The sequence below is a fragment of the Pseudoalteromonas sp. GutCa3 genome, assembly GCF_002836155.1.
Taxonomy (GTDB): Bacteria; Pseudomonadota; Gammaproteobacteria; order Enterobacterales; family Alteromonadaceae; genus Pseudoalteromonas; species Pseudoalteromonas arctica.
The window spans coordinates 132,780-149,957 of the sequence record NZ_PJBK01000022.1; the positions used below are offsets into that span (position 1 = coordinate 132,780).

The following is a 17,178-nucleotide window of genomic DNA, read 5'->3' on the forward strand; positions in this document are numbered from 1 at the left end:
CGGAATTATTATTAAAGCGAGCATTATCATTAAAATGATAAAAAATACGGCTGCCGCATTAGAAAAAGCATATAAGGCTAATGGTATTGCAATAACAAAAAGGATAAATGCGAGCTTGCGCCAGCTTTTATTAATGGGTTTGCTTAGTAGTCGTTGGTGGCGGTTACTAAGATAAAACAGGGATGTAGCAGTAAATAAAATAAGAGAAAGGGTAAGTTGCAACATAAATAAAAACACTTGTTAATAATATTGCCATTCTAAATGATAATTAAACTCAATTGCAACAAGTGCATGTTTGTGCTATTTTTCCGAAAATAAAATAACCATCCATAAAAGGGAATAATAGCGGTGCGGTCATTCAAACTAAATAAGCTTTCACTAATCATTACAGGCTCTTTTCTGCTATCTCAAAGCAATGCATTTGCTGATGAAACAAGTCGTGAATCAATAGATACAATTACTGTAACAGGCGAAAAAATCGAAAGGTCACTCAAGGATACGATTACATCGGTTGCAGTTGTAGATAGTTCGTTATTAGAAAATGGGCAACTAGGCTCTGTTTCTGAAGCCTTGGCAGAAATGGCAAATGTGGTGGTACTTACTGGCGCTGTGCCAGATATGCGCGGTGTGTCGGGTAATGGTGGTGCAACTGGGTTTAACTCATTTAGTGGTGGCTCAAAAGCGCGAGTATCAACACTTGTTGATGGGGTTAGTCAGCCATTTGTTGCTGATTTAACTGGTGATACCGGTTTATGGGATATAGAGCAAATAGCGGTATACCGTGGACCGCAGTCAACAAGTAATGGGCGTAATAGTATTGGTGGTGCTGTTTATATGACAACTAAAGCGCCAACACAAGATTTTGAAGGTGCTGTACGCGTTGGTTATAAAAATCAAGACAGCTACCTTGATACAGCGGCCGTTGTTTCGGGGGCATTAGTTGAAGACGTATTAGCATTTCGCTTGTCTACTCAATATGTAAACGGTGAAACCTTTAGTAATCCAACGATATATGAAACCAATCCAACAGATAAGAACTTAAATAACCTTAATACCAGCAGTACGCGAGCAAAATTACTGTATACCCCAACAACAGATTTAGCTGTACAGCTGACTTACTCAACGTATAGCGAAGAAGGTAATACGGGTCGTAAGTATTATGAAGGTGATAAACCGTTTGATTATGTGCCTTTATTTCAGCGTGACATGGATACCCAGTCAGACACGACTCAGGTAAATATTGATTATAAAATTAATGATAACTTTTCGTTCGATATATTACTCGCTTATATGGATTATGAATGGGGATACGAGGCTTATGAAGCACTGGCAAGCGCTGAGTCTGATATTTCTATGGATGAAAAAAATATCACCATTGATAGCAAGTTAAACTTTGGCTTAAATAGTGAATTTTATTCAGGCTTTGTTGGTATTGCTTACTTTGACCGTGACCAAGACTTTAAAAGCGTTGGTGCAACCAATTATTTTGGTGACGATAGTAGTGACTCTAAAGCAATTTATGGCGAAACCAGCTTTAAGTTAACTAATGAGCTTACTTTAACCGCTGGGCTTAGAGTTGAGCGTGAAGAACAACTTCGTAATTTTGACATGGCTTTTGGTGGCAGTAGATTAGTTGAGCAGCTAGACAATTCTAACACTATAAAGCTACCGACCTTAGCTATTCAATATAAAATTAACAATGATACGACCCTATCTGCAAGTGCTCGTCGTGGTTATAACGCTGGTGGTGGTGCTTTGAATTTTACCGCGCAGGAATATTATTACTACGATCAAGAATCAGTAAATACGTACGAGTTGGGCTCGCGTAGCGTACTAAATAATGGTGATTTAAATATTAGTGCTAATATTTTTTACAATAATTTTGATGGTTATCAAGCATTAAGTTCTGATAGGAAAATTACTAATATTGACGACGCACATAGCTATGGTTTAGAGCTTGAAGCATATAGCATGTTAGGTGAGCAATGGCAGTTACACGCAGGGCTGGGTTTATTAAAAACTAAAATAGATGAATCAACTACTTATTCTGATGCAGTGGGCAATGAATTAAATTCAGCACCAGAACTGACTGCAAGTTTAGGGGTATCGCATTGGTTTACAGATACCTTAAAGCTAAATGTGAGCGCTAATTATGTAGACGAGTACTACGGTGATTTAACTAACACCGAGGAGCGTGTTGCTGGCGGTTACACAATTACGCGTGCAACAATAAGCTATAACAGCGATCATTGGTTGGTGAGTGCTTTTATTAATAATGCATTAGATGAAGAAGCATTTACGTCAGTTGAGCCTGCAAGTGGTCCCTACCCAACGGGTTATGTTGCGGTAGTGAATCCTCAAACGTTAGGTGCTTCAGTAACGTATCGTTTTTAACGTGCTTCTAAAATAATGAATTGGAAATTGTAACGCTACTTTTTAAAGGTAAAATAATTTAAAGCCCTAAAGCCCTAAAGCATTAGGGCTTTTAAATAAAGGGGGAACTTTAACCGAGCTTAAATTAAATAATGTCGCGCACTTGTTGTTTAAATGACTTGCCAATTTTAACTGACACGCCTGATGCTAGTTGAACGCTTTCATTACTTAACGCAACAACTTTATTTTTGTTAATCACGTAAGATTTGTGGACTTGAATAAATGAAGTATCAAGTTCCTGCAATATGTATTTGAGAGTACTGCTTGCAAGTAATGATTTTTCACCTTGCCATACTCTTACGTAATTACCATACGCTTCAAACATGTCTATATCGCTTAATTGAATTTTATGTTTTTCACGATCGATTTTAAGCGTAATAGTCAGAGGTGCCTTGGGATTTAGCGTTATGTGTTTTCTTTTTTTCCGTACTTTATTGAGTGCTTGTTCAAGGCGTTGCGCAGAGACTGGTTTTAGTAGGTAGTCAGTTATGTCTAGTTCAAAACCGGCTAAAGCATATTCTTGATACGCACTAATAATAATCACTTGTGGTCGATTCGCGAGCACTTTTAGTAATGCAATCCCTGATAGTTCGGGCATGTTTATGTCTAAAAATAACAAATCAATAGATGATGTGGCTAAAGCACATAATGCATCTTTAGCGTTAAGGTATTGTCCGCTTATATTAATGTCTTTATGTGCACTTAAATGATGAAGTATAACGTCATGCGCGAGCGGCTCGTCATCAACAATTATTGTGTTTAACATGCAGGCAGCTCCAATTTAAGTGTGGTTTGCCAAAGATTTTTATTTTCATTAATAATTAATGTGTGCTTATTTGGATATAAAAGAGTCAGCCTACGGCGTAAATTGTTAAGTCCCACCCCATGCTCTGAATTGTTATTAGGTAGAATAGGGTTAGAGGAAAATAGCGTTAGTATGTTATCGGCCATGGTGATTTTAAACACAACCGTTACTTTTTGTGACGTGGGCTCTACACCATGCTTTATCGCGTTTTCTAAAATCATTATTAACAGTAGCGGCGAAATTAAATAGTGTTGTTGATATTCAGGCCATTGCACATCAAAGTTGCAGCGCTCAGCACTTCGTAGATGCTGCAATGCAATAAAACCTTTTAAGTAATTGATTTCTTTTTCTAAACTCACCTGTGCTTTTTGGCCTTCATAAACACTGTAACGCAGTAAATTAGCTAATTGCATAACAAGATCTGGTGCATTATCTGCTTTTTTTAATGTCAGCGCGTAAAGGTTGTTTAATGTATTAAATAAAAAATGAGGGTTAATTTGCTGCTGAAGTAGCATTAGCTCTGTTTTTGTTTGTTGCTGGGCAATGTTGCTAATTTGAACGTGTTGTTGCTGTCGTTCAAACGCTAAAATAATCGGTGTGCTTATAGCTAAAAACAAAAATACGAACTGATAATTTTCAGGGCTGAAAATATTATCATTACCGCCTGGTGTTAAGTTAGCAATGCCTGAGGGTAAATCGTTAATAGGTAACAGTAGCAAGCACGATGTTAATATAGGTGTAAGTACAACGAGGCTTATTAAACTTGCAAACAAAAATATTAATACGCCATGATAGGTTAATACGTAGCGTATTAATAAATATCTATTTAATAAATACACTCCATATACTAATCCGGCACAAACAGTAATTTGCCAAAGGTAACCCAAAAAAGTATCAAACTGTGTGAATACTTTATAAACATCAATAACAGGCTCAATAGGCTGGTTTAACATAGGATCAGTGTGCGTATTGAGTATGCTTGATGTAACTATTGCCCAACCTAAAAGTACTATAAACACGACTGTATCAAGTGAAAACAAGGATTTAAGCCATTTATTACTCAACACATTGTTATTTTTATTAGTGCGTTTAGTAATAAGCCATATACCACTTGCAGATGCGCACAGTGTCCAACATTGTGCATCAAGGTATTGCCATTGCGAAAAGTTAAGAAGCTGGTTATTAAATACTAGCAAGAGAGATGGATAGGCTAAAAAGCCTAACAGCCAAACTATGATTGCGGGTGTAAGTAATAAACGATATGCGAACGCATGGGCAATAAAAAAGGGAATACACTGTAAAAAAAGTTGAATATTAATAGCCAGATATTGGCTCGTTGAATCCATATGTGATGACAAAAAGCGTATATGAGAGTCGAGCATAATAGCAGCTATTAGCGGTAAAAAAATTATTAGCTGGGTAATGCTAAAGCGTTGCCATATTGGTGTATTGGCTTGCTGCATATGTGACTCCGTTTTTATTATAGTTTCTGAGCAGATACGCTCAGATAAAATTGTCTTTTTATTTTAAACATTACCTTTGCACAATTCACTACGCTGAGCGCGCTATATTATCCATAAAATTTTTTCAATCATAATTTATTTTTAAACTAATTATTTTATTTCATAGGGTTAGTAACCGTTTTAAGCATACTAGGCGGTTTATTTAAATGATGAAAGGTCATATTTAAATGACCAACGTTACTTTTTTATGTTCATCATTTATTTCAATACGTTAACCATTGTTTTCTCGCTTGTATTGACTTGCTTTCTTAAGCTGGTGCTATACCAATTAAGGATGAAACTAATGCTTACACTGAAAAATATCAACAAAAAATACGCAGATGGTACGCAGGCTTTGAATGATGTGACGATCACTCTACCCGCCGGTATGGTCGGTCTACTTGGCCCAAATGGGGCGGGTAAATCAACACTTATGTGCACACTCGCGTGTTTACAAAATGCCGACTCCGGGCATATTAATTTTAATGGCCTTGATGTGATTAGCCAACCAGATGCGCTTAGATCGCAGCTAGGTTATTTACCACAATATTTTGGCGTGTATCCCAATATGAGTTGTCGGGCGTTACTTGAGCATATTGCCGTATTAAAAGGCATAGATGGTAATGCACGCAAAAACCAAATTAATAGCTTACTTGAACTAACCAATTTGACTCAGTTTGCTAATAAAAAGGTCGTTAATTTTTCGGGAGGAATGAAGCAGCGTTTTGGCGTGGCTCAGGCTTTGTTAGGTAACCCAAAACTAATTATTATGGATGAACCCACTGCTGGGCTTGATCCTGTGGAACGAGAAAGTTTAAATAATTTACTCGTTAGTATTAGTCAAAATAGGTTGGTATTGTTATCGACTCATATTGTTGAAGATGTAGAAAATTTATGTCACTACGTGGCCATTATAGATCAAGGAGCACTCATACAAAGCGGTGACGTAAAAGAGTTACTAGTTCCTTTAGAAGGTAAGATTTGGCAGCTCGAAAGTTTACCTACGGGCATACCGAATCAGCATGTATTAAGTAAGAGCCATCGCTATGGTAGAGCGTCATTTCGTGTCTATGCAGACACAGCGCCTGCACAAAATGCAATAAACTCGCCCGCTACGCTTCAAGACAAGTACTTTTTTGCACTCAATAAAGGAAGTCAAACATGTTAATTTTTAATGAGTGGCGATATGCAGTGCGCCAACCACTTGTTTGGCTGTGCATTATTATTCCTTTAATATTTTCGGTTATGTTGTCCTCTGGGCTTGCAGCAGTTGAAGTTAATTCGTTAAAACAATTTAAGTTAAATATTACAATGCTACAAATGATGCAGTTACCTGTGCTTGTAGGAGTATTGGCGCCCGTTATATTTTTACGAGATCAGCACGCGTCAATGCAGGAGCTTATTTATGCAACGCAAACTAGCTTATTTAAGCGCAGTTTAGCAAGAGTATGCTTACTGATTTGCTTGGTTTTTATTATTAGTTTAATCAGTGATTTAGTAATGATATACATGCAAGTAAGGCAATTGGGCTATATACCAAATATGGTTTCTTTTACTGTATTTAATAGCTTTTTAGTGTTGTTACCAAATAGCTGCTTTTTAGTTGTTGTTGCCTTTTTTGTTTGCCATAAATCAACTACTTCATTACCCAATTATGTTGTTTTTGCGGTGTTGTGGATAGGCTACATAATGCTTGCAAGTATTACCGGAAATCCATTACTTGCTGGAAGTAGTATTATAAGCAATCGATTTTATACATTATTTGTTTGGCTTGACCCTTTTGCATACACAGCCGTAATAAACAGTTTAACCAATTCATTAGGAGCTTCATTTGCTATTAATCGCGTTGTTGTGAGTATGCTTGCTGTTGGTATTTTTTATATTACTTTTAGTAAAAATAAAAAACACACATTATTAAAGAGTGAAAATGGTAAAAATACTAACGAATACATTCGTTACAACACGTTAGAACCCGCTGAATATAAAACAGCGAAAGTCACAAAAAAACCATTTTTGATGATGGCCAGTTTATACAAAATTACGCTGGTTAATTTGGTTTCACACCCTGTTACTTTACTGATTATTTTTGTTTGGCCGGTGATAGTTTTTAATAGTGTTGCCTCGTCGTCTGGTTATGTTGAACCAATGAGTGTTATGAGCACCACAAGCCTTGATGCGATCAGTTATTATGCATTTGATATGCAATTGTTGTTTGGCACTTTATTAATGGCTTTGTGGAGCTGGCAAGTAAGCTGTTTCGCTAAATACTATAATATAGCTGAGCTGATAGCTGCCACACCGCTCAAAACATATTACTTTTTAAACAGTCAGTTATTGGTCATAGGTACTATGATATTGTTTTTTTTAACAATGAGCTTATTAGGGGCAAGTGCAGCTCAGTGGTTTTTACACAGTGCATATCAATTTGAAGTACATTTAACCATTTTATTTTTGATGGCAATTGTGCTTGCCATTATTGCGTGTGTATTTTTGTGTGTATTTAATTTGTGTCGTTCGCAGCTTATTGCGGGTTTGCTAATTGCTGTTATTTTACTGATTAAATTTACACCGATAATGACTTATCTTGGTCTTACGCATACATTGTGGAGTGTTGGTTGGACACCTTTGCAGGCACCTGATAACTTTTGGGATTATCGTGCAAGTATAAGTAGTTATTGGTCTTATATATCAGTTTGGTTAGTGGCGTGTATTAGTTTAGTTATAATTACGGGGATTTTTAATCACCGAGGTGCCGGGTTGAGCCAAAGAGTAATGGGGGTTAAACATTTTTGGTTACTTATTCCTTTACTTATCACTGTGGCACTATTTACTCAATTACATTTAAGACTGGTTGAGGAGAAGCCTTTAACCAACTCGCATAAACGCGAGGCATTTAAAGCACAATACGAAAAAGCATTCTCACAATGGCGCAATGTAGCACAGCCAAACATTGTGCACATTGATGCTAATGTAGGCTTTTATCCGCATCAGCAGCAAGCTCATTTTTCCTTAATATATACCTTAAAAAACACCCATCAAGCCCCTATTAAAGAGATATTGGTTGGGCGCTCTGGTTTTTATAAATGGGCCGATATTGAAATCGATGGCGCGCAAAGGGCTAAAAGCTTTCCCTTGCTTAATCAAGCTGTGTTTAAGTTTGAGAATGAAATGCAGCCAGGAGAAATACGTAAACTAGTTACACGGTTTGATGTTCATCAAGCTAAGCTTTGGCCAGTAAGAGGCCATCAGATAATAACCCCTGAATTTAGCTATATACGATCAGTGCCTTTATTGCCGACTGTTGGCTATCAAGATAATTATGAATTAACCGATCCTATACTTCGTCAGCAACACGCACTTAAAGTGAAGTCGGTGATTAGACCCACGAAGCTATTTGCTAAAACGACGAAAGCAAGTACTCATTACCAGTGGCTTACTATGTCGAGTAAAGTGAGTACAACAAGGGGTTATCAGGTTATAACCCAAGGAGAGGAAATATCACGTACCAGCAAAGATGACCGCGAAATATTTCATTTTGAGACTCGTACACCCATAAATGCAATCCCAGCTTGGGTCACGGTGCCTTATTCCCCTGTTACCAAACAGCAAAATGGCGTGATATTAAACGTGTTTGCTAAAGATAAAAACGAGCCAGCACGAGCGGAGTCTATAGCTGTAAACCTTAGCGCAATGGGCGATACAATAAAATGGCTTAATAATATAAGCCCTTATAGAGCAAAACAATTGAGTTTAATAGGCTCGCCTAGTGTTGGTGCTACAGGTTATGCATTGCCGCAACTTATACTTATTGAAGACAGTGTTGGTTTTAGATCAAAGCCAAGCGCTAATGCAGGCTTTGATCAACGCTATCGCCGTGCAGTTCATGAAACCGCGCATCAATGGTTTGGCCATGATATTGGTAATGGGGTATTTTCAGATAGCGCTTTTTTAGTGGAGTCTATGGCAAAGTATATTGAGCTTGTTGTTATAGAGCAGCGTTATGGGAAAGCGACAATGCAAGCGCTGGTTGAGTATGAAACAACACGCTATGAGCAAAGTATGCTGATGAACATAAAGGAGCGAACAGCCTTGGTTGATGCTACACAAAGCTTTGACCAATATTCGCGAGCAACCATTGTCTTTGCTAAGCTACGCGCTGCTATTGGGGATGAACCCATTATTAATGCGCTCAAGTTGGTTTGGAAAAATCATGGTTATCCAAACAGTCCCGCCAATTCTATGGATTTTATACGAGCATTAAAACATGAAGCTGGAAAAGAACAAGAAAGCTTAATAAACACACTGTTTTTAGAGTAAGTACGTTTAATTTGAACATATATTTAGTAAATCAAAAGCCCTATTATTTTAGGGCTTTTTGTTGCGTGCAGATTATTTTGCATTATTTACCTGCGCTAGTAACTCTATAACTTTTTGTTGACCAAATGTTTGTGCAAATTGCTCGGCTGTTTGACCGGCTTTGTTTTGATGCGCGTTGTCGCAATCAAGTGATACGAGTGTTTTAGCTATACTAAATTCACCTCTAAAAATAGCGGCCATTAGCGCTGTGTTGCCACGGTTATCTTCTAGACAGGCATTAGCGCCTAAGTGTAAAAGTGTGTTAACCGTGTTTTTATTACCATGGTAAGTAGCAATCATTAACGCGGTGTAGCCTTTATTGTTGTAGCTGTCGATAGGAATACCAGCATCTACAAATTGCTCTATTACAGCGGTGTCGTTTGTACGTGCTGCGGCAAAGTAATAAGCAAATAAGCTTTGGTATTGTGTTTTTGCAGAATGTTGGCTTTCAACTTGCGTACTGGGTGTTTGTGTACTTGGGGTATTTTGAGCGTAAACGCTACTGGTAAAGCTCAGTAGTAGAGCGACTATAATTAATAAATTACGCATAACAATTGTCTCTTATAAAAAGAGGAAGGGGGTTATCCCTTCCTCATAATTGTGGTTGCTTATATAGCTGCTTGCTTAGTTGGGACTAATTTTTACAACTGATTACTTACAGCTAGTTAATTACAACTAGCTACTTACAAGTTAGCGGCTAGTTGTTTAACCATTTTAAGGTCGCCGTTTACAGCTTTAGTTAAGCGTGTACCGTACTCACTATCTGCTTTGTAAAAGTGGCTAAGCATTTTGTGTTTAACACTGCTGTTTTGCACTTTGCCTAAATCGCCTGCTAGGTTATTAATTAGGTTTGTACGTTCTTGTTTGCTAAAACCACGGTATATAACACCTGCTTGCGCGAAGTTTTGCTGCTTTTTAATCGCGGCTTGTTGTACAAAGCCTTTAAGCTCTGTGTTACTTCTACGTGCAATTGGGTTTTCAGCTACGTTTTCTTGGCTTGGCTGGTAGTTCACATTGCTTGTCGTGTTACCAATATTCATTGCGCCGTCTTGGTTGTAGTTAACCACTTCAACTTTTGCACGGTTAATTGGCAGTTGCTGGTGGTTAGCACCTAGGCGGTACATTTGTGTATCAGCGTAAGAAAACATACGACCTTGTAATAGTCTGTCTTCTGATGGCTCAATACCTGGAATAATGTTTGCCGGTGCCATTGCTACTTGTTCCGTAGATTGGAAGAAGTTAGTTGGCATACGGTTTAAGGTCATTGTTCCTACTTTAGTTTCTTTAATGTCTAACCACATTTTTGTTGCATCTAACGGGTTGTAATCAAAGTCATCAAGTTGCGACGGATCAAGCGTTTTAATGTACAGATCCCATTTTGGGAAATTGCCTCTGTTTATTTCAGTGTATAAATCTTGTGTTAAATGCTGAAAGTTTTGACTTTGTACTTTTGCCACTTCTTTTGCGTCAAGGTTATCAATACCTTGCTGGCTTACCCAATGAAACTTAACGTATTTAACATCACCCGATTTATTAATCATTTTGTATGCATGTACACCCCAACCGTCCATTTTACGAAGACTTGCTGGTGTACCGTAGTCACTGTAAACCCACGTTAGCATTTGTGTAGAACCTGGTTCATGCGAGAAAAAATCAAATACACGGTTAGGATCTTGAATGTTATCAACCGGAGATGGCTTTAAAGAGTGCACCATGTCTGGAAATTTGATTGCATCACGAATAAAGAACACAGGTAAGTTATTACCTACTAAATCCCAGTTACCTTGGTCTGTGTAAAACTTAGTTGCAAAGCCACGTGGGTCACGCAGTGTTTCTGGGCTACCTTTAGAGTGAATTACAGATGAAAAGCGAACAAATACGTCTGTTTCTTTACCTGCTTGTGCAAACGGTGCTGCAATTGTTAAATCGTCTAGCTCTTTTGATGCTACAAACACACCGTGTGCGCCAGTACCACGAGCATGCACAACACGCTCAGGAATACGCTCACGTGCAAAGCGTTGTAGCTTTTGAATTAGTTGCACGTCTTCTAGTAATACACTGCCACGTTCGCCTGCAGTAATTGAATTTTGGTTGTCGCCAACAGCTGCGCCGTTATCTTTAGTAAGTGTTGTTGCTGCGCTTGCCGGTAATGCCATTGCAAGTGCTAGTGCAGTTAGTGTTAATTTTGTTTTGTTTATTTGAGTATTCATTGTCGACCTCATCTATTTAAAAGTGCCGGCAGTGGTGCAGGCTGTTAATCTGTTAACGATAGTATTGATTTTATTAACTTCGGTAAAACTGATTAATTAGATTGATGTGATTTGTAAAACAGATGAAATAAATTAACAGGAGCACTTTTTACGTTAACGGAATTTTTTTACTACGACCTTGGTCGCAATATGCTTTTATAAAGTTGATTAAATACAAAGGTTTTTAGTTTTATCTGAGTGTATTTTCACCAAGCTGGTGCGTTTTATACTTACAGTGTGTTGACATATTCGTGCAATAAAGGGAATATGCTCAATCGGTGGGCTTATGCTCATTGTTGAGTTGCACTAAAAAGCTGCACAATATTAATCGCGCTTAACTCGTTATACTTAAATTAGCTAAACCAAACAGTTTTAATAAGGTGACAAGATGAATACTAATATTGAGCTAGTGATATTTGATTGTGATGGCGTTGTTATTGATAGCGAAATTTTAAGCGCACAAGTACTCATTAATATGCTTGTTGAAAAAGGCGTTGAGATTGACCGCGCTTATGTACAGCAACACTTTTTAGGCTGCAACTTTAAAACAGTAAGCCAAAAAATAGCGGATGCATTTAATGTCACTCTTCCTGAAAGCTTTGAAGGTGACTACCGCGAGGCACTATTAAACGAATTTGAAACCGGACTAACCACGACTGACGGTATAAAAGACGTACTTAACAATTTAGCTGTGCCTATTTGTATAGCTACTAGCAGCAGCCCAGCACGCACCGCAAAAGCGTTGAGCGTAGTGAGTTTAAGTAAGTACTTTAGCGATACGGTTTTTACCAGCAGCGAAGTTAAGCGTGGCAAACCAGCACCCGATTTATTTTTACATGCAGCTAAACAAATGGGTGTAAAGCCAGAGCATTGTTTAGTGATTGAAGACAGTAAAGCCGGCGTAAATGCAGGAATCGACGCCAACATGCAAGTACTGCATTACAGCGGTGGGCAACATATGCAAGGCTCTGTTAATCATGTGCACAGTGCTTACCCAAATGTTGATCATTTAACGCATTGGCAAGATTTTTTTAGTGCATACCCTGCACTTAAAAAGCAGTAAACACGCGGCTTTTTAAATACACAAAGTTTTAAACGCGATTTGCTCGCCTTACACACTGACAGGCAAGCAAACGCAAAATATAAATATAGATGGTTTTGCTTTACTAAAAATAAAACAAAACATGGCAAAACATCATGCGTTTATAAGCCAAATTATAAAAGGCAAAGTATTTAGGTACTATACCAATCTGCTTGAATATGGGGTTTATTTAACGATAAGAAAATTGCACTGTAACTAGCCAAAAATTTTTATATCTAGTTGTTCTAAATATAAAATTTTTAACGACGTTATGGGGTAATTTAACTCGTTAAATTATTCAAATAGTTATGCAGATTGGTATCAAATGCTTTGCTGTTAACAATAGGAAATACCATGGCAACGAGTCCACACACACAAACATTTAAAGATGTAAACGAAGAGCAACTTCCTGTTGCTAATAATAAGCTTCATGGCTGGAAACATTTTGCAGGGCTATATGCTGGCGAACATGTTGCGGCTACTGAATTTGTTATTGGTGCAACGTTTGTTGCATTAGGCGCTTCAACCATCGACATTCTACTGGGTTTATTAATAGGTAACCTGTTAGCAATGTGTTCTTGGTGGCTGATTACTGCACCCATTGCAGTAGAAACCCGCTTAAGTTTATATAACTACTTAAACAAAATCGCTGGTAACTCAATGACCAAGCTCTATAACTGGGCTAACGTGGTTATTTTTAGTGTTATATCGGCCGCCATGATCACGGTATCCTCCACCGCCGTGCGGTTTTTGTTTGATATACCTGCGCAACTTGATTGGTATCCAAATAGCTTTTGGTTTGTAGCCATTGTTTTAGCTGTTGGCTCTATTGTTGTGTTTGTTGCGATGTATGGCTTTTCTACGGTTGCTGACTTTTCGAAACTGTGCGCGCCGTGGCTATTTGTTATATTTATTGCAGGTTCGTTCGCGTTATTCCCTGAGCTTTCAAATCACGTATTAGGGTCTACCTCTTTAACTAGCTTTAGCGACTTTATGACCATAGGCGACTCCTCCATATGGACGGGAACCAATGCCGATGGTGAAAAAGGCATTGGCCTATTAGAAGTGATTGGCTTTGCATGGGCTGCTAACTCAATTACTCACTTTGGTTTAATCGACATGGCTATTTTTAGATTTGCTAAACGCAAAAGCTATGGCTTGTTTTCTGGCGTGGGCATGTTTTTTGGTCATTACTTAGCGTGGATCTCTGCCGGTATTATGGGCGCAGGTGTTGCGGTATTACTTAAAACAACTATTTCATCACTTGATCCGGGCGATGTTGCATACCATGCATTAGGTTGGACTGGCTTTGTTATTGTAATTATTGCCGGTTGGACTACAGCTAACGCAAACCTTTACCGTGCAGGTCTTGCAGCACAATCTATATTTGTTAATCAATCACGTGAACGCACAACCGCTATTGTAGGTGTTGTAACCGTGATTATTGCGTGTTTCCCGTTTGTATTTTCACAAATGCTTCCGCTACTTACCTACGCAGGCTTATTAGTTGTGCCAGTAGGCGGCATTGTGTTTGCTGAACATGTGTTATTTCCTAAAATTGGCCTAACACGTTACTGGGCTAAATATAAAAACATTACCCGCAGCGTACCGGCTATAGCATCTTGGGCGTTAGCGCTTGTGTTTGGCTTTGGTTTAAATGCTATTGATGTAATGTCGTTTTACTACTTGTTTATCCCTACGTGGATTTTCACAATCGTTATTTATACGCTTTTAGCTAAAAAATACGGCGCCGGTGAAGATTACACACAAGAGATTGCAGCAGAAGAGCAAGAGCAACGTGATATTAAAGAATATCAAGCTGCACAAGCTAAAGACATTCCAAAGCCAGTAATTGACAGCTCTGTATTTACCAAAGTACTTAATGCGGTTTCTACGGTTTCACTGGTTATTATTTTTATATTTGCCAGCCAGGTGATGTTTTTCAGTGAAACTATGAGTATGTACAGCGCTAATAAATCGCAATTCGAAATAGCCTGTTTTATTTGTACTGTTATTTATTTTGTTACTGCGTACTGGTCGTTAAAACGCCATAAAGTACTCAATACAGCATCGTAATTACTTATCGTAATACAGTATCGTAATTTATATTTTATTTTTGTTTAGTAAGGTCGCACCATGACGCAACATCAACACACTGACGCTCTAGTTACAGGGCTAAACCAACAAAGCTTGGCTCAATTACCAAGCCATGTTGATACACCAACCTACGACCGTAGCGCAGTTAAAGCCGGTATTGTTCATATTGGCGTGGGCGGTTTTCATCGTGCTCATCAAGCGGTATATGTTAACGAGCTTTTAAAAACCCCAGGCTCTGAGCAATGGGGCATATGTGGTGTTGGCCTTTTAGAGGGTAACCGTGGTCTGCGTGATATTTTAAAGCAGCAAGATTACCTTTATACGCTTACTGTTAGACACCCAGACGGTAAAATAGATAACAAAGTAATTGGCTCAATGATCGACTTTTTGTTTGCTCCAGAGGACAAACAAGCGGTAATTAATAAGTTAGCGCACAGCGATACTAAAATTGTGTCGCTTACTATTACCGAAGGCGGCTACAACTTTAACCCTGCAACGGGCGAGTTTGATTACAGCAATCCAGATATTATTAACGACATTAATAACCCGAACGACCCAATTACAGCGTTTGGTTACATTACGGCTGCGTTAAAACTGCGTAAAGAGCAAGGCCAAGGCGCGTTTACAGTACAGTCGTGCGATAACATTCAGCACAACGGTAACGTAACACGCAAAATGCTTTTAGCCTTTGCTACAGAGCAAGACAAAGACCTAAGTGAGTGGATTGAGCAAAACGTATCGTTTCCAAATGCGATGGTTGACCGTATTACACCGGTATCTAAAAAGAGTGATATTGATTACGTGGTTGATGCATATGGTGTTAGCGACGAGTGGCCAATTACCTGTGAGTCGTTTACACAATGGGTAATAGAGGACACATTTAGTGACTCTCGCCCAAATTGGGACGTTGTTGGTGCACAGTTTGTTACTGATGTAACGCCTTATGAAACCATGAAAATACGCTTACTTAATGCAGGGCATTCTGTGCTTGGTTTATTAGGTTCAATCCATGGCTATGGCACTATTGATGAAACGGTATCGGATGAATTATTTGCCACATACCTGCGTGCTTTTATGGATAAAGAAGTAACGCCAAATCTTGAACCACTTGAAGGCATTGACCTTGAAAGCTACAAAGATACGTTAATAGAGCGTTTTGCTAATCCTAATATTAAAGACAGCCTAGCGCGTATCTGTAGTGAAAGCTCAGCTAAACTGCCTAAGTTTTTAATTGCCACAATTAACGAAAACCTAGTACAAGGTCGAGATGTATCACTGGCAACGCTTGTTATTGCAACTTGGTGTTTATACAGCGATAAGGGTTTAAGTGAAAACGGCGAAAAGCTTGAAATTCAAGATGCGATGCACAAAGAGCTTAATTCTTACGCGCAAGAGACTCAAACTAGCCCGATTGCATTTTTAAAGTTAACGAGCTTGTTTGGTAAGCTTGAGCATAACGAAACGTTTAATGCTGAATATAAAAAGTCGATTGCTGCGTTGTATGCACCTAATAGTAAAATTAAAGCCATTATGCAGGCTGTACTTGATCAAAAGAGTAACTAATTATGAGCATTTTAATTAATCATAAATCAGGCGAAAACGTAAGTGTTAGCTGCTTTGGCGAAGTGCTGTGGGATTGTTTTGGTTCAGGTAAACGCCTAGGTGGCGCGCCACTTAATATGTGTGTGCGTATTAACTCACTAGGCATTAAAGCCGATATGATCAGCGCTGTTGGCAACGACGAGTTAGGCGCTGAGCTACTAGGCGAAATTACTAGCAAAGGCGTAAGCTGCGAATACATTGCTATTAATAGTGACAAAAAAACCAGCACGGTTGAGGTAACACTCGACAGTGGCGGCTCAGCAAGTTATGAAATAGTGGCAGACACTGCGTGGGATAATATAGCGCTTACTGATGAGTTACTTAGTAAAGTTAAAAGTAGCGATGTATTTGTATTTGGCAGCCTAATTGGGCGAAGCGAAGCGTCTTTAGCAACATTAAATCAACTAGTTGATGTAGCAAACTTTAAAGTATTTGACGTAAACCTACGTGCACCGCATTACAAGCTAGAAACACTTGTAGATTTAATGAATAAAGCAGACTTTATTAAATTAAACGATGAAGAGCTATACGAAATAGCAAAAGCGATGGGTTGTAAGTTTCATTCGCTTGAACAAAATTTAGCGTTTATAGCACAGCAAACAAATACCGATTACTTATGTGTAACCAAAGGTAGCCACGGTGCTTTATTAACAATCAAAGGCGAGAATTTTTATAATTCAGGTTATTTAATTAGCGTAATTGACACTGTTGGCGCAGGGGATTCGTTTTTAGGTTCGTTAATTTATCAGCTTTGTAGCAACGACGACGCGCAATATGCCGTTGACTTTGCATGTGCCGTTGGAGCAATGGTCGCCGAAAGTTCTGGCGCAACACCTACTTTAACGCATCAACAAATCAGTGAGTTTATGAACCCACTTTAAAAAACATTGTGTGTGAAAGCGGTTATAACGTAAAAGTTTAACCGCTTTTTTTGTGCCCAAAATAAGACATGTGTAATAAATATTCAATGTGGAGCGTTAAGTGTGCAGGTTGCGTAAATAGTGGCTTATATCGATTATTGTATTAGCTAAACGTCTTATTGTTTGAGGGTTG

11 protein-coding genes are annotated in these 17,178 nt (G+C 38.5%); 7 read left to right on the forward strand and 4 right to left on the reverse strand.

Annotation, left to right across the window (positions count from 1 at the left end; all coding sequences use genetic code 11):
* Positions 1-342: 342 nt before the first annotated feature.
* Complete coding sequence (locus tag CXF64_RS04090) at positions 343-2,394, forward strand: TonB-dependent receptor (protein ID WP_101216362.1); 2,052 nt, start codon at positions 343-345, stop codon at positions 2,392-2,394.
* A gap of 124 nt (positions 2,395-2,518) precedes the next feature.
* On the opposite strand, the gene CXF64_RS04095 is transcribed toward CXF64_RS04090, so the two are convergent.
* Together CXF64_RS04095 and CXF64_RS04100 are read right to left on the reverse strand one after the other, a co-directional pair.
* Positions 2,519-3,199: a LytR/AlgR family response regulator transcription factor gene (locus CXF64_RS04095; RefSeq protein WP_101216363.1), complete on the reverse strand. Its 681-nt coding sequence runs from the start codon at positions 3,197-3,199 to the stop codon at positions 2,519-2,521.
* Positions 3,193-4,701 (reverse strand): sensor histidine kinase, encoded by a 1,509-nt coding sequence (locus CXF64_RS04100; protein ID WP_101216364.1) that lies wholly within the window; start codon positions 4,699-4,701, stop codon positions 3,193-3,195. The genes CXF64_RS04095 and CXF64_RS04100 overlap by 7 nt, the downstream gene beginning before the upstream one ends.
* A gap of 343 nt (positions 4,702-5,044) precedes the next feature.
* On the opposite strand from CXF64_RS04100, the gene CXF64_RS04105 reads away from it, so the two are divergent.
* Both CXF64_RS04105 and CXF64_RS04110 read left to right on the forward strand, forming a co-directional pair.
* Entirely contained in the window at positions 5,045-5,908 is an 864-nt protein-coding gene (locus CXF64_RS04105; protein WP_101216365.1) for an ABC transporter ATP-binding protein, read from the forward strand.
* Positions 5,902-9,057, forward strand: coding sequence for a M1 family aminopeptidase (locus CXF64_RS04110; RefSeq protein WP_101216366.1), 3,156 nt, complete (start codon positions 5,902-5,904; stop codon positions 9,055-9,057). Before CXF64_RS04105 ends, CXF64_RS04110 begins: the two co-directional genes overlap by 7 nt.
* Positions 9,058-9,129: 72 nt before the next feature.
* Here the strand turns inward: CXF64_RS04110 and CXF64_RS04115 are convergent, their stop codons facing one another.
* Both CXF64_RS04115 and CXF64_RS04120 read right to left on the reverse strand, forming a co-directional pair.
* On the reverse strand, positions 9,130-9,645 hold the full coding sequence (locus tag CXF64_RS04115; RefSeq protein ID WP_024591942.1) for an ankyrin repeat domain-containing protein: 516 nt from the start codon (positions 9,643-9,645) through the stop codon (positions 9,130-9,132).
* Positions 9,646-9,779: 134 nt separating this feature from the next.
* Positions 9,780-11,306 (reverse strand): catalase, encoded by a 1,527-nt coding sequence (locus CXF64_RS04120; protein WP_024593258.1) that lies wholly within the window; start codon positions 11,304-11,306, stop codon positions 9,780-9,782.
* A 427-nt stretch (positions 11,307-11,733) separates the two neighbouring features.
* Here CXF64_RS04120 and CXF64_RS04125 point away from each other — a divergent pair, with 427 nt between their 5' ends.
* The 4 genes from CXF64_RS04125 to CXF64_RS04145 all read left to right on the forward strand — a co-directional run bounded on the left by CXF64_RS04125 (position 11,734) and on the right by CXF64_RS04145 (position 17,006).
* A complete protein-coding gene (locus CXF64_RS04125) occupies positions 11,734-12,408 on the forward strand; it encodes an HAD family hydrolase (protein ID WP_101216367.1) in 675 nt (224 codons plus the stop codon).
* Between the two features lie 372 nt (positions 12,409-12,780).
* Positions 12,781-14,502 (forward strand): purine-cytosine permease family protein, encoded by a 1,722-nt coding sequence (locus CXF64_RS04135; RefSeq protein ID WP_101216369.1) that lies wholly within the window; start codon positions 12,781-12,783, stop codon positions 14,500-14,502.
* A gap of 60 nt (positions 14,503-14,562) precedes the next feature.
* Positions 14,563-16,086 carry a mannitol dehydrogenase family protein gene (locus tag CXF64_RS04140; protein WP_101216370.1) on the forward strand — a complete coding sequence of 508 codons (1,524 nt, stop codon included), beginning with the start codon at positions 14,563-14,565 and terminating at the stop codon, positions 16,084-16,086.
* Between the two features lie 2 nt (positions 16,087-16,088).
* The gene (locus tag CXF64_RS04145) at positions 16,089-17,006 is read left to right on the forward strand and encodes a carbohydrate kinase family protein (protein WP_101216371.1); all 918 of its coding nucleotides are present in this window, start codon (positions 16,089-16,091) and stop codon (positions 17,004-17,006) included.
* Positions 17,007-17,178 lie beyond the last annotated feature (172 nt).

Coding starts and splice junctions, on each gene's coding strand:
- CXF64_RS04095 (WP_101216363.1), bottom strand. CDS start 3,199: ATGTTAAACACAATAATTGTTGATGACGAGCCGCTCGCGCATGACGTT.
- CXF64_RS04140 (WP_101216370.1), top strand. CDS start 14,563: ATGACGCAACATCAACACACTGACGCTCTAGTTACAGGGCTAAACCAA.
- CXF64_RS04145 (WP_101216371.1), top strand. CDS start 16,089: ATGAGCATTTTAATTAATCATAAATCAGGCGAAAACGTAAGTGTTAGC.
- CXF64_RS04115 (WP_024591942.1), bottom strand. CDS start 9,645: ATGCGTAATTTATTAATTATAGTCGCTCTACTACTGAGCTTTACCAGT.
- CXF64_RS04120 (WP_024593258.1), bottom strand. CDS start 11,306: ATGAATACTCAAATAAACAAAACAAAATTAACACTAACTGCACTAGCA.
- CXF64_RS04110 (WP_101216366.1), top strand. CDS start 5,902: ATGTTAATTTTTAATGAGTGGCGATATGCAGTGCGCCAACCACTTGTT.
- CXF64_RS04135 (WP_101216369.1), top strand. CDS start 12,781: ATGGCAACGAGTCCACACACACAAACATTTAAAGATGTAAACGAAGAG.
- CXF64_RS04125 (WP_101216367.1), top strand. CDS start 11,734: ATGAATACTAATATTGAGCTAGTGATATTTGATTGTGATGGCGTTGTT.
- CXF64_RS04100 (WP_101216364.1), bottom strand. CDS start 4,701: ATGCAGCAAGCCAATACACCAATATGGCAACGCTTTAGCATTACCCAG.
- CXF64_RS04105 (WP_101216365.1), top strand. CDS start 5,045: ATGCTTACACTGAAAAATATCAACAAAAAATACGCAGATGGTACGCAG.